This window comes from Pseudomonas sp. Irchel s3b5 (assembly GCF_900187435.1).
GTDB lineage: Bacteria > Pseudomonadota > Gammaproteobacteria > Pseudomonadales > Pseudomonadaceae > Aquipseudomonas.
Window position 1 is genome coordinate 294,237 of the sequence record NZ_FYDY01000002.1, and the last position, 13,736, is coordinate 307,972.

Annotated in this window: 11 protein-coding genes; all 11 read left to right on the forward strand. The window is 59.8% G+C overall.

All coding sequences use genetic code 11. The features are described from left to right. The 11 genes from CKW15_RS03565 (at position 1) to nuoH (ending at position 13,726) form a co-directional block, all read left to right on the forward strand. A complete protein-coding gene (locus CKW15_RS03565) occupies positions 1–1,170 on the forward strand; it encodes a cupin domain-containing protein (RefSeq protein WP_095059540.1) in 1,170 nt (389 codons plus the stop codon). Further along, the gene (locus tag CKW15_RS03570; RefSeq protein WP_095059541.1) at positions 1,163–1,588 is read left to right on the forward strand and encodes a GNAT family N-acetyltransferase; all 426 of its coding nucleotides are present in this window, start codon (positions 1,163–1,165) and stop codon (positions 1,586–1,588) included. The genes CKW15_RS03565 and CKW15_RS03570 overlap by 8 nt, the downstream gene beginning before the upstream one ends. A 277-nt stretch (positions 1,589–1,865) precedes the next feature. Then, positions 1,866–2,627: a secretin N-terminal domain-containing protein gene (locus CKW15_RS03575; RefSeq protein WP_095151612.1), complete on the forward strand. Its 762-nt coding sequence runs from the start codon at positions 1,866–1,868 to the stop codon at positions 2,625–2,627. Between the two features lie 475 nt (positions 2,628–3,102). Continuing rightward, positions 3,103–4,428 (forward strand): isocitrate lyase, encoded by a 1,326-nt coding sequence (gene aceA / locus CKW15_RS03580; protein WP_034146910.1) that lies wholly within the window; start codon positions 3,103–3,105, stop codon positions 4,426–4,428. A 634-nt stretch (positions 4,429–5,062) separates the two neighbouring features. Continuing rightward, on the forward strand, positions 5,063–5,476 hold the full coding sequence (locus CKW15_RS03585) for an NADH-quinone oxidoreductase subunit A (protein WP_003223812.1): 414 nt from the start codon (positions 5,063–5,065) through the stop codon (positions 5,474–5,476). Positions 5,477–5,486: 10 nt separating this feature from the next. Then, positions 5,487–6,161, forward strand: coding sequence for an NADH-quinone oxidoreductase subunit B family protein (locus tag CKW15_RS03590; protein WP_007946424.1), 675 nt, complete (start codon positions 5,487–5,489; stop codon positions 6,159–6,161). Between the two features lie 72 nt (positions 6,162–6,233). Further along, the gene (nuoC, locus tag CKW15_RS03595) at positions 6,234–8,018 is read left to right on the forward strand and encodes an NADH-quinone oxidoreductase subunit C/D (protein ID WP_095059543.1); all 1,785 of its coding nucleotides are present in this window, start codon (positions 6,234–6,236) and stop codon (positions 8,016–8,018) included. Between the two features lie 2 nt (positions 8,019–8,020). Next, positions 8,021–8,518 (forward strand): NADH-quinone oxidoreductase subunit NuoE, encoded by a 498-nt coding sequence (gene nuoE / locus CKW15_RS03600; RefSeq protein WP_008020715.1) that lies wholly within the window; start codon positions 8,021–8,023, stop codon positions 8,516–8,518. Beyond that, the gene (gene nuoF, locus CKW15_RS03605; RefSeq protein WP_095059544.1) at positions 8,515–9,870 is read left to right on the forward strand and encodes an NADH-quinone oxidoreductase subunit NuoF; all 1,356 of its coding nucleotides are present in this window, start codon (positions 8,515–8,517) and stop codon (positions 9,868–9,870) included. The genes nuoE and nuoF overlap by 4 nt, the downstream gene beginning before the upstream one ends. Positions 9,871–10,007: 137 nt before the next feature. After that, a complete protein-coding gene (gene nuoG / locus CKW15_RS03610) occupies positions 10,008–12,722 on the forward strand; it encodes an NADH-quinone oxidoreductase subunit NuoG (protein WP_095151613.1) in 2,715 nt (904 codons plus the stop codon). Then, positions 12,719–13,726 carry an NADH-quinone oxidoreductase subunit NuoH gene (nuoH, locus tag CKW15_RS03615; protein ID WP_053161451.1) on the forward strand — a complete coding sequence of 336 codons (1,008 nt, stop codon included), beginning with the start codon at positions 12,719–12,721 and terminating at the stop codon, positions 13,724–13,726. The genes nuoG and nuoH overlap by 4 nt, the downstream gene beginning before the upstream one ends. The last annotated feature ends 10 nt before the right edge of the window (positions 13,727–13,736 follow it).

Below are 13,736 nucleotides of genomic sequence, written 5' to 3' on the forward strand. Positions count from 1 at the left end.
ATGAATCCTGACATTCCTCTGCAACTTCTGGGCGGCATCACGGCACGCGAGTTCCTGCGCGACTACTGGCAGAAAAAACCGCTGCTGATCCGCCAGGCCATTCCTGATTTCGAAAGCCCGATCGACGCCGACGAATTGGCCGGCCTGGCGCTGGAAGAAGAAGTCGAATCGCGCCTGATCATCGAGAATGGCGAGCGCCCATGGGAACTGCGTCGCGGCCCGTTCGCCGAAGATGAATTCAGCAAGCTGCCGGAACGTGACTGGACCTTGCTGGTTCAAGCCGTTGACCAGTTCGTGCCGGAAGTCAGTGAACTGCTGGAAAATTTCCGCTTCCTGCCGAGCTGGCGCATCGACGACGTGATGATCAGCTTCGCCGCCCCGGGTGGCAGTGTCGGTCCACACTTCGACAACTACGACGTATTCCTGCTGCAAGGCCACGGCAAGCGCAACTGGAAGATCGGCCAGATGTGCGACTCCGAAAGCCCGCTGCTGCAACACGCGGACTTGCGCATCCTCGCCGAATTCGAAGCCACCGATGAGTGGGTACTGGAACCGGGCGACATGCTGTATCTGCCGCCACGCTTGGCTCACTGCGGCGTAGCCGTCGACGACTGCCTGACCTACTCCGTCGGCTTCCGTGCACCGAGCGCCGCTGAAGTACTGACCCACTTCACCGACTTCCTCAGCCAGTTCCTGCCGGACGAAGAGCGTTACACCGACGCCGACGCCCAGCCTGTGGCCGATCCGCACCAGATCCAGCATGACGCCCTCGATCGCCTGAAAAGCCTGCTGGCCGAACACATGAGCGACGAACGCCTGCTGCTGACCTGGTTCGGCCAGTTCATGACCGAGCCGCGCTATCCGGAGCTGGTGGCCGGTCCGGAAGACGTCGCAGAAGAAGACGTCCTCAGTGCACTGGAAGAAGGTGCGGTGCTGATCCGCAACCCGAGCGCACGCCTGGCCTGGTCGGAAGTTGATGACGACCTGCTGCTGTTCGCCAGCGGCCAGAGCCGTTATCTGCCGGGCAAACTGCGCGAGCTGCTGAAGATGATCTGCGCCGCCGACGCACTGCACACCGACAACCTTGGCGATTGGCTGAGCGACGAAGACGGCCGCGGCCTGTTGTGCGAACTGGTCAAGCAAGGAAGCCTGGGGTTTGCCGATGAATAAGATTCACGTACGTGTCGCAGACTGGCAAAAGGACAACGCCGAGATCCGGCGCATTCGTGAGACGGTGTTCGTCGCCGAGCAGTCCGTACCACCAGAACTGGAATGGGACGCTGACGACATTGATGCAGTGCATTTCCTCGCCTACGAAGGCGACTTTCCGATTGGCACCGCCCGCCTGCTGCCCGACGGTCACATCGGCCGGGTATCGGTGCTCAAGGACTGGCGCGGCTTGAAGGTTGGCGATGCACTGATGCACGCGGTAATCAGTGAAGCCGAAGAGCGCGGACTGAAGCAGCAGATGCTGAGCGCTCAGGTTCAAGCCACGGCGTTCTATGAGCGCCTGGGTTTTCACATGGTCAGTGAAGAGTTCCTGGAAGCAGGGATTCCGCACGTAGACATGGTTCGCCATTCTGCTTAAGACCTTGTGGCGAGGGAGCTTGCTCCCTCGCCACAAAAGCTGCATGCAAACACCACAAAACGCCCCGCCATCTCCGGATGCCGGGGCGTTTTGCTGTCTACCATTCAACTAAACCCACCCACGGCCGACAAACTGGCACTATCAACACCTGTAGGAGTGAGCTTGCTCGCGATGAACTTGAGGGCGCCGCATTCTTTCCAGACAACGCGCGATATCGTTCACGCCCATCGCGAGCAAGCTCGCTCCTACACACACCACAAAGTCGGAGATAACGGATATGTCCCTACGCACCCTGCTCACCACCCTGTTGGTGACCTGCAGTTTTTCGGTCATGGCAGCCACTGAAATCGTGCCCCTGAACAACCGCACCAGCGCCGACCTGCTGCCGGTGGCGCAGGATTTCATCGGCAAGGACGGGCAGGTCAGCGCCTACGGCAATCAACTCATTGTCAACGCTGATCAACGCAAGATCGACGAACTTAAAACCCTGATCTCGCAACTCGACACCGCACCCAAACGCCTGCTGATCACGGTCGACACCAGCGACAGCAACGCTCAGGGTGATCAGGGTTACTCGGTGAACGGCGCCAAGCCAAACCAGACCCGCATCATCAGTTACAGCACCGATAGTCGTGACGGCAGCACTCAGCAAGTGCAGGCCAGTGAAGGCACCCCCGCACTGATCCAGGTCGGCCAGAGCGTGCCGCTGACCAGCTCGCAGTCCGACTCCTACGGCGATCTGCGCAGCCAGACTGAATACCGCAACGTCACTCAAGGCTTCTACGTCACCGCCAACGTCACCGGCGACATCGTTCACCTGTCGATCAGCACCAACCGTGACCGCATGAGCCAGGAACGTCCCGATGTAGTGAACGTGCAAAGTACCGACACAACCGTCACCGGTCGCCTTGGCGAGTGGATCCTGCTGGCCGGGGTGAATGGCCAGACACAGGCCGACAAACAAGGCACAGCCCGCAGCTACTCGACCCAAAGCCGCGACGACATGACACTGCGGGTGAAAGTCGACACCCTGGACTAAAGCACCAAAAACTGACTGAGGAGTCGTATTAGACCAAAGATGTAGTGCCTGAAAAAAAGCACTACAAAACGTTTGACGAGCCAAAAAAGCAAAGGCATGATGGCCTCGCTCCCGCTAATCAGAGGCCCTGGCAAGGGCCTTCGAGGCGATGTTCGCATCTACCCCCCGCGAACCGCTTCGTGTCTGTACCGCCCACAAGGTGTGTTTGACGAGGTTGTCGACTGGAACGAAGTTGTCCCGAGGGACGGAAGCGTAATAGGTAACCCGGCACCACACTGATGTTCGTACCAAGGCCCACGACGCCCGAATGCGCCCGCAGTTCGCCTTTACCTGCTCACTTCCCCTCGAGCCCATCGTTCATCCCGTCGCCCTCCCCGCCGGACCCGACCTGACCCACTAAGCTTCTGGTCAGCGAGCGCAGGAATTTTCCACCGCAGTACAACTTTTCATAAAAGACGCGACGAGGTTTATCTCCATGGCACTGACACGCGAACAGCAAATTGCAGCCCTCGAAAAAGACTGGGCTGAAAACCCGCGCTGGAAAGGCGTGACACGCACTTACTCCGCTGCTGACGTCGTCCGTCTGCGTGGCTCGGTTCAACCTGAGCACACCTTTGCAAAAATGGGCGCCGAGAAGCTGTGGAACCTGGTCACCCAGGGTGCCAAGCCAGCCTTCCGTCCAGAGAAAGATTTCGTCAACTGCATGGGCGCCCTGACCGGCGGCCAGGCTGTACAACAAGTCAAAGCTGGTATTCAGGCGATCTACCTGTCGGGCTGGCAAGTTGCTGCGGACAACAACTCCGCCGAATCGATGTACCCGGACCAGTCGCTGTACCCGGTGGACTCGGTTCCAACCGTGGTCAAGCGCATCAACAACTCGTTCCGTCGTGCCGACCAGATCCAGTGGAAAGCCGGCAAGAACCCGGGCGATGACGGCTACATCGACTACTTCGCTCCAATCGTTGCTGACGCTGAAGCCGGTTTCGGCGGCGTACTGAACGCTTACGAGCTGATGAAGAGCATGATCGAAGCTGGCGCCGCCGGCGTTCACTTCGAAGACCAACTGGCTTCCGTGAAAAAATGCGGCCACATGGGCGGCAAGGTACTGGTTCCTACCCAGGAAGCTGTACAGAAGCTGACCGCTGCCCGTCTGGCTGCTGACGTTGCCGGTACTCCGACCATCATCCTGGCTCGTACCGACGCTAACGCCGCCGACCTGTTGACGTCGGACTGCGACCCGTACGACCAGCCATTCGTGACTGGCGAACGCACCCAGGAAGGCTTCTACAAAGTACGCGCCGGCCTGGACCAGGCAATCGCCCGTGGCCTGGCTTACGCTCCGTACGCCGACCTGATCTGGTGCGAAACTGCCAAGCCAGACCTGGACGAGGCTCGTCGCTTCGCTGAAGCGATCAAAAAGGAATACCCGGACCAACTGCTGTCGTACAACTGCTCGCCTTCCTTCAATTGGAAGAAAAACCTGGACGACGCGACCATCGCCAAGTTCCAGCGCGAACTGTCCGCCATGGGCTACAAGCACCAGTTCATCACCCTGGCCGGCATTCACAACATGTGGCACAGCATGTTCAACCTGGCGCACGACTACGCCCGCAACGACATGACTGCCTACGTGAAGCTGCAAGAGCAGGAATTCGCTGACGCTTCGAAGGGCTACACCTTCGTGGCTCACCAGCAGGAAGTGGGCACCGGCTACTTCGACGACATGACCACCGTGATCCAGGGTGGCTCGTCTTCGGTAACCGCACTGACCGGTTCGACTGAAGAAGAACAGTTCCACTGATCTGCTTCGCTTGAGTAAACGGCCGCTGCGGACCGATTAGAAACCGCAACGCTGAAAATCTGACGCCTCGACTGGTTCGGGGCGTTTTTTTGCCTGGGATTTCACCGTCCCTTGTAGGAGCTGGCTTGCCAGCGAAGAGGCCCGAAAGCCATGCACTGAATGAACGGACGCCTTCGCTGGCAAGCCAGCTCCTACGGGTTATGCGTCACAATCACGATCACTGCCTGGTCGAAATCTTTGATCCAGAGCGCTGCGACTGTCAGAAAAATCCACTAAGACGCTCACCGCCTCTACTTGCAGTAACGCGCATATAAGGCAACTTCCTGCGCACTTGCCGGATAAACACTTTAAAAACCACGCCAAACAATATTGATTATCATTTAGCGCAAACGATGTTCGTTACATTCCCAACAAAACATAATTCACGAAATGCCGGCTAATGCCCAAGGGGCAAGGCCTGTGGGGGGTTTCCAGTGCGCTATGTCCTTATTCCTATAATAAATTTCGCTATAGGAATTTTACTTGCCGGGTGTTTAGCCATAAAATCAGCGGGATTGATTGCTGCGACATATCGTCACTGCGTTGTTACTTTTTCAAGCTCAGAGACCTTTGCTCTCTGTTAAGGATTACCAGCATGCCCGAAGCGACAGGACTCATGGCCCACAACTGGGGCTTTGCCATTTTCCTTCTAGGCGTCGTCGGCCTTTGCGCCTTCATGCTGGGCGTCTCCAGCCTCCTTGGGTCAAAAGCCTGGGGCCGCAGCAAAAACGAACCGTTCGAGTCCGGCATGCTACCTACAGGTGGCGCCCGCTTGCGGCTCTCAGCCAAATTCTATCTGGTCGCGATGCTCTTCGTGATCTTCGATATCGAAGCCCTTTTTCTCTTTGCATGGTCTGTGTCCGTCCGCGAAAGCGGCTGGACCGGATTCGTCGAAGCTCTCGTTTTCATAGCAATTCTGTTGGCAGGCCTTGTCTACCTATTCCGAGTGGGCGCCCTTGACTGGGCTCCGGAAGCTCGGCGCAAGCGGCAAGCGAAGCTGAAACAATGAGGCTTTGGCAATGCAATACAATCTCACCAGGATCGACCCCGATGCTCCTAACGAGCAGTATCCGATCGGCGAACGGGAAACCGTTTCCGATCCGTTAGAAGATCAAGTCCACAAAAACATTTTCATGGGCAAGCTCGAAGACGTGCTTAACGGCACGATCAACTGGGGGCGCAAGAACTCCCTGTGGCCGTATAACTTCGGTCTTTCTTGCTGCTACGTGGAAATGACCACCGCCTTCACGGCGCCCCACGACATCGCGCGCTTTGGCGCCGAGGTTATCCGGGCATCGCCGCGCCAGGCGGATTTCATGGTTATCGCCGGTACCTGCTTCATCAAGATGGCGCCGATCATTCAGCGTCTCTACGAGCAAATGCTCGAGCCCAAGTGGGTTATCTCCATGGGTTCGTGCGCCAACTCCGGTGGCATGTACGACATCTACTCGGTCGTTCAAGGGGTGGACAAGTTCCTGCCCGTGGACGTCTACGTGCCTGGCTGCCCGCCTCGTCCTGAAGCTTTCCTGCAAGGCCTGATGCTGTTGCAAGAGTCGATTGGACAGGAGCGTCGTCCGCTTTCCTGGGTCGTTGGTGATCAAGGCGTATACCGCGCCGAGATGCCTTCCGAGAAGGAAAAGCGCCGCGAACAGCGAATCGCAGTCACCAACCTGCGCAGCCCCGACGAAGTCTGATCCAGATCTGCTTCTTTAATAGAACGAGAACCTGGCTTCATTCTTTACGTTGACCGAAAGCGATAAATAACCATGACTACAGGCAGTGCTCTGTACATCCCGCCTTACAAGGCAGACGACCAGGATGTGGTCGTCGAACTGAACAACCGTTTTGGCCCGGAGGCGTTCACCGCCCAGGCTACCCGCACCGGCATGCCGGTGCTTTGGGTTGCCCGCGCCAAACTCGTCGAAGTCCTGACTTTCCTGCGCAACCTGCCCAAGCCGTACGTCATGCTCTATGACCTGCACGGCGTGGACGAGCGTCTGCGCACCAAGCGTCAAGGGCTGCCAAGCGGCGCCGACTTCTCCGTGTTCTACCACTTGATGTCGATCGAGCGTAACAGCGACGTCATGATCAAGGTCGCGCTGTCCGAAAGCGATCTCAGCTTGCCAACCGTTACCAGCATCTGGCCGAACGCCAACTGGTACGAGCGCGAAGTCTGGGACATGTACGGCATCGACTTCAAAGGCCACCCGCACCTGACGCGCATCATGATGCCACCGACCTGGGAAGGTCACCCGCTGCGCAAGGACTTCCCGGCCCGTGCCACCGAGTTCGATCCGTTCAGCCTGACGCTGGCCAAGCAACAGCTTGAGGAAGAAGCCGCGCGCTTCAAGCCTGAAGACTGGGGCATGAAGCGCTCCGGCCCGAACGAGGACTACATGTTCCTCAACCTCGGCCCGAACCACCCTTCGGCGCACGGTGCATTCCGCATCATCCTGCAGCTGGACGGTGAAGAGATCGTCGACTGCGTGCCGGATGTCGGTTACCACCACCGTGGTGCCGAGAAAATGGCCGAGCGTCAGTCCTGGCACAGCTTCATCCCGTACACCGACCGTATCGACTACCTCGGCGGCGTGATGAACAACCTGCCGTACGTGCTCTCGGTCGAGAAGCTGGCCGGCATCAAGGTGCCCGAGAAGGTCGACGTCATCCGCATCATGATGGCCGAGTTCTTCCGGATCACCAGCCACCTGCTGTTCCTGGGTACCTACATCCAGGACGTCGGCGCCATGACTCCGGTGTTCTTCACCTTCACCGACCGCCAGAAGGCGTACACGGTGATCGAAGCCATTACCGGTTTCCGCCTGCACCCGGCCTGGTACCGCATCGGTGGTGTCGCCCACGACCTGCCGCGCGGCTGGGAAAAACTGGTTAAAGACTTCGTCGAATGGATGCCAAAGCGTCTGGACGAATACCAGAAAGCCGCACTGGACAACAGCATCCTGCGTGGCCGGACCATCGGCGTCGCCGCCTACAACACCAAAGAGGCCCTGGAATGGGGCGTCACCGGTGCAGGCCTGCGTTCGACCGGTTGCGATTTCGACCTGCGTAAAGCGCGTCCGTACTCGGGCTACGAGAACTTCGAATTCGAAGTGCCGCTGGCCGCCAATGGCGATGCCTACGACCGCTGCATCGTGCGCGTCGAGGAGATGCGCCAGAGCATCAAGATCATCGAGCAGTGCATGCGCAACATGCCGGAAGGCCCGTACAAGGCGGATCACCCGCTGACCACGCCGCCGCCGAAAGAGCGCACCCTGCAGCACATCGAAACCTTGATCACGCACTTCCTGCAAGTTTCGTGGGGCCCGGTAATGCCGGCCAACGAATCCTTCCAGATGATCGAAGCGACCAAGGGCATCAACAGTTATTACCTGACGAGCGATGGCGGCACCATGAGCTACCGCACCCGGATTCGTACCCCAAGCTTCCCGCACCTGCAGCAGATCCCTTCGGTGATCAAAGGCAGCATGGTCGCGGACTTGATTGCGTACCTGGGTAGTATCGATTTCGTTATGGCCGACGTGGACCGCTAAGCATGAACAGCACGCTTATCCAGACAGACCGTTTCACCTTGAGTGAAACCGAGCGCTCGGCCATCGAGCACGAGCTGCATCACTACGAAGACCCGCGCGCGGCGTCGATCGAAGCCTTGAAGATCGTCCAGAAGGAACGTGGCTGGGTACCGGACGGCGCTCTGTACGCCATCGGCGAGATCCTCGGCATCCCGGCGAGCGACGTTGAAGGCGTTGCGACTTTCTATAGCCAGATCTTCCGTCAGCCGGTCGGCCGTCACATCATTCGCGTCTGCGACAGCATGGTCTGCTACATCGGCGGCCACGAGTCCGTGGTCAGCGAAATCCAGAGCAAGCTCGGCATCGGCCTGGGTCAAACCACCGCCGACGGTCGTTTCACCCTGCTGCCGGTCTGCTGCCTCGGCAACTGCGACAAGGCGCCGGCGTTGATGATCGACGACGACACGTTCGGTGATGTGCAGCCAGCAGGCGTTGCCAAATTGCTCGAGGGCTACGTATGACCCTGACTTCTTTCGGTCCGGCCAACCGCATCAAGCGTTCGGCCGAGACTCATCCGCTGACCTGGCGTCTGCGTGACGACGGCGAAGCCGTATGGCTCGACGAGTACCAGGCCAAGAACGGTTACGCCGCTGCGCGCAAGGCTTTCGCCGACATGGCTCAGGACGACATCGTCCAGACCGTGAAAGACGCCGGCCTCAAGGGTCGCGGCGGTGCAGGCTTCCCCACGGGAGTGAAGTGGGGCCTGATGCCCAAGGACGAATCCATCAACATCCGCTACCTGCTGTGCAACGCGGATGAAATGGAGCCGAACACCTGGAAAGACCGCATGCTGATGGAGCAACTGCCCCATCTGCTGATCGAAGGCATGCTGATCAGTGCCCGCGCACTGAAAACCTACCGTGGCTACATCTTCCTGCGTGGCGAATACACCACCGCCGCCAAGCACCTGAACCGTGCCGTGGAAGAAGCCAAGGCAGCAGGCCTGCTGGGCAAGAACATCCTGGGCAGTGGCTTCGATTTCGAGCTGTTCGTCCACACCGGTGCCGGGCGTTACATCTGCGGTGAAGAAACCGCGCTGATCAACTCCCTCGAAGGCCGCCGTGCCAACCCGCGCTCCAAGCCGCCCTTCCCTGCCGCCGTTGGCGTGTGGGGCAAGCCGACTTGCGTGAACAACGTTGAAACCCTGTGCAACGTGCCGGCAATCATTGCCGACGGCGTGGACTGGTACAAATCGTTGGCCCGTGAAGGCAGCGAAGACATGGGCACCAAGCTCATGGGCTTCTCCGGCAAGGTCAAGAACCCGGGCCTGTGGGAACTGCCGTTCGGCGTCACCGGTCGCGAGCTGTTCGAAGACTACGCTGGCGGCATGCGCGACGGTTACAAGCTCAAGTGCTGGCAGCCTGGCGGCGCCGGTACCGGCTTCCTGTTGCCGGAACACCTGGACGCACAAATGTACGCCGGCGGCATCGCCAAAGTGGGCACCCGTATGGGTACCGGCCTGGCCATGGCGGTGGACGACAGCGTCAACATGGTGTCCCTGCTGCGCAACATGGAGCAGTTCTTCGCCCGCGAATCCTGTGGCTTCTGCACCCCGTGCCGCGATGGCTTGCCATGGAGCGTCAAGCTGCTGATGGCCATCGAGAATGGCGAAGGCCAGCCAGGCGACATCGAGACCCTGCTGGGTCTGGTCGGCTTCCTCGGCCCAGGCAAGACGTTCTGTGCTCACGCACCGGGCGCCGTGGAGCCGTTGGGCAGCGCAATCAAATACTTCCGTCCAGAGTTCGAAGCCGGTATCGCGCCTGTCAGCGCCGCCGTCCCGCCTCTGGCAAGGCCGATCGTAGTCGGCGCGTAAACGCTTAAAAAAGGCGAAGGGTCCGTGCCCTTCGCTTTTCGTGTGATGACGCCTTTAACGGCTGTGTTGATTCACGCGGATAACAAGATTCCATTAGCCACGCCCGCTGACACCGGGCCAACGAAGAACTTTGAACCATGGCCACTATCCACGTAGACGGCAAAGAGCTCGAAGTCGATGGGGCAGACAACCTGTTACAGGCATGTCTGTCGCTAGGCCTCGATATTCCTTATTTCTGCTGGCACCCTGCCCTAGGCAGCGTTGGCGCTTGCCGCCAGTGCGCAGTCAAGCAGTACACCGACGAGAACGACACCCGTGGTCGTATCGTGATGTCCTGCATGACGCCTGCCACCGACGGCACCTGGATCTCCATCGAAGATGAAGAGTCCAAGGCCTTCCGCGCCAGTGTTGTTGAATGGTTGATGACCAACCACCCTCACGACTGCCCGGTCTGTGAAGAAGGCGGTCACTGCCACCTGCAAGACATGACGGTAATGACCGGCCACAATGAGCGCCGTTACCGCTTCACCAAGCGTACCCACCAGAACCAGCAACTGGGCCCGTTCATTTCCCACGAGATGAACCGCTGCATCGCTTGCTACCGCTGCGTGCGCTTCTATAAAGACTACGCTGGCGGCACCGACCTCGGTGTGTACGGCGCCCACGACAACGTGTACTTCGGTCGCGTTGAAGACGGCACCCTGGAAAGCGAGTTCTCCGGCAACCTCACCGAGGTCTGCCCGACCGGTGTGTTCACCGACAAGACTCACTCCGAGCGTTACAACCGCAAGTGGGACATGCAGTTCTCGCCGAGCATCTGCCATGGCTGCTCAAGCGGTTGCAACATCTCCCCGGGCGAGCGTTACGGCGAACTGCGTCGCATCGAAAACCGTTTCAACGGTTCGGTGAACCAGTACTTCCTGTGCGACCGTGGCCGTTTCGGCTATGGCTACGTCAACCGCGAAGACCGCCCACGTCAGCCATTGCTGGCCAACGGCGCCAAGCTGAGCCTCGACGAAGCGCTGGATAAAGCCGCCGACCTGCTGCGCGGTCGCAACATCGTCGGTATCGGTTCGCCTCGCGCCAGCCTCGAAAGCAACCACGCGTTGCGCGAGCTGGTCGGTGCCGAGCACTTCTACTCCGGTATCGAAGCGTCCGAACTGGAGCGCATCCGACTGGTCCTGCAAGTGCTCAAAGACAGCCCGCTGCCAGTGCCGAACATGCGCGACATCGAAGACCACGACGCCGTGTTCGTCCTCGGTGAAGACCTGACCCAGACTGCTGCGCGCATGGCCCTGTCCCTGCGTCAATCGGTCAAAGGCAAAGCTGAAGACATGGCCGACGCTATGCGCGTTCAGCCTTGGCTCGACGCCGCGGTGAAGAACATCGGTCAGCACGCGATGAACCCGCTGTTCATCGCCAGCCTGGCTGAAACCAAGCTCGACGACATCGCCGAAGAGTGCGTTCACGCCGCTCCAGACGACCTGGCCCGCATCGGTTTCGCCGTGGCTCACGCCCTCGACGCCAGCGCACCGGCCGTTGAAGGCCTGGACGCCGAAGCCCTCGAACTGGCCAAGCGCATCGCCGACGCCCTGCTCGCGGCCAAGCGCCCGCTGATCATCGCCGGTACTTCCCTGGGCTCCAAAGCCCTGATCGAAGCCGCCGCGAACATCGCCAAAGCCTTGAAGCTGCGCGAGAAGAACGGTTCCATCAGCCTGATCGTGCCGGAGGCCAACAGCCTCGGCCTGGCCATGCTCGGTGGTGAATCGGTCGATGCCGCGCTGCAAGCCGTGATCTCTGGCCGTGCCGACGCCATTGTCGTGCTGGAAAACGATCTGTACACCCGCACCGATAAAGCCAAGGTCGATGCTGCCCTGGCCGCTGCCAAAGTGCTGATCGTCGCCGACCATCAGAAGACTGCCACCAGCGATCGCGCGCATCTGGTTCTGCCAGCCGCCAGCTTCGCCGAGGGCGACGGTACTCTGGTCAGCCAGGAGGGTCGCGCCCAGCGCTTCTTCCAGGTTTTCGATCCGAAGTACATGGATGCCAGCATCCTTGTTCACGAAGGCTGGCGCTGGCTGCATGCCCTGCGCGCCACCCTGCTGAACCAGCCGATTGACTGGACCCAGCTGGACCACGCCACCGCCGCCGTTGCTTCGAGCACTTCGATCCTCAATCGCATTGTCGATGCCGCACCGTCCGCCGCGTTCCGCATCAAGGGCATGAAACTGGCCCGCGAACCGCTGCGTTACTCCGGTCGTACCGCCATGCGCGCCGACATCAGCGTGCACGAACCGCGTACCCCGCAGGACAAGGACACCGCGTTTGCCTTCTCGATGGAAGGTTACTCGGGCTCGGCCGAACCGCGTCAGCAAGTGCCATTCGCCTGGTCTCCGGGCTGGAACTCGCCGCAAGCCTGGAACAAGTTCCAGGACGAAGTCGGCGGTCACATCCGCGCTGGCGACCCGGGCACTCGCCTGATCGAAAGCGCTGGTGATTCGCTGAACTGGTTCTCCAGTGTTCCGCGCGCGTTCAACCCTGCTCCAGGTACCTGGCAGGTTGTACCGTTCTTCCACCTGTTCGGCAGCGAAGAGAACTCTTCGAAAGCCGCTCCGGTTCAGGAACGCATTCCGGCGGCTTATGTTGCACTGGCCAAGTCCGAAGCCGACCGTCTGGGCGTCAACGACGGTGCCATGCTGAGCCTGAACGTGGCTGGCCAGACCCTGCGTCTGCCGCTGCGCATCAACGAAGAGCTGGGCGCCGGTCTGGTCGCACTGCCTGCGGGCATCGCCGGCATTCCGCCAGCGATTTTCGGTAAATCCGTTGACGGTCTGCAGGAGGCAGCTCAATGACCTGGTTCACTCCTGAAGTGATCGACGTGATCATCGCGGTCCTCAAGGCCGTGGTGATTCTGCTCGCCGTGGTGGTCTGCGGCGCCCTGCTCAGCTGGGTCGAGCGTCGCTTGCTCGCCCTCTGGCAGGACCGTTACGGTCCGAACCGCGTGGGTCCGTTCGGCGCGTTCCAGATCGCCGCCGACATGATCAAGATGTTCTTCAAGGAAGACTGGACGCCTCCATTCGCCGACAAGATGATCTTCACCCTGGCACCGGTAGTCGCCATGAGCGCCCTGCTGATTGCCTTCGCGATCATCCCGATCACCCCGACCTGGGGCGTGGCGGACATCAACATCGGCATCCTGTTCTTCTTCGCCATGGCTGGCCTGTCGGTCTACGCGGTGCTGTTCGCCGGTTGGTCGAGCAACAACAAGTTCGCCCTGCTGGGCAGCTTGCGGGCCTCGGCACAAACCGTGTCGTACGAAGTGTTCATGGGCTTGTCGCTGATGGGCATCGTGATCCAGGTCGGCTCGTTCAACATGCGCGACATCGTTGAATACCAAGCGCAGAACCTGTGGTTCATCATTCCGCAGATCTTCGGTTTCCTGACCTTCTTCATCGCTGGCGTCGCCGTGACTCACCGTCACCCGTTCGACCAGCCGGAAGCGGAACAGGAACTGGCCGACGGTTACCACATTGAATACGCCGGCATGAAATGGGGCATGTTCTTCGTCGGCGAGTACATCGGTATCGTGCTGATCTCGGCGCTGCTGGTGACCTTGTTCTTCGGTGGCTGGCACGGTCCGTTCGGCATCCTGCCGCAGATCCCGTTCATCTGGTTCGCTCTGAAAACCGCGTTCTTCATCATGATCTTCATTCTGTTGCGCGCCTCGATTCCGCGCCCACGGTATGACCAAGTGATGGATTTCAGCTGGAAGTTCTGCTTGCCGCTGACCCTCGTCAACATGCTGGTGACCGCTGCGATCGTGTTGCTCAACACGCCCGCCGTCGCGGCTCAGTGAGGATAGAGAA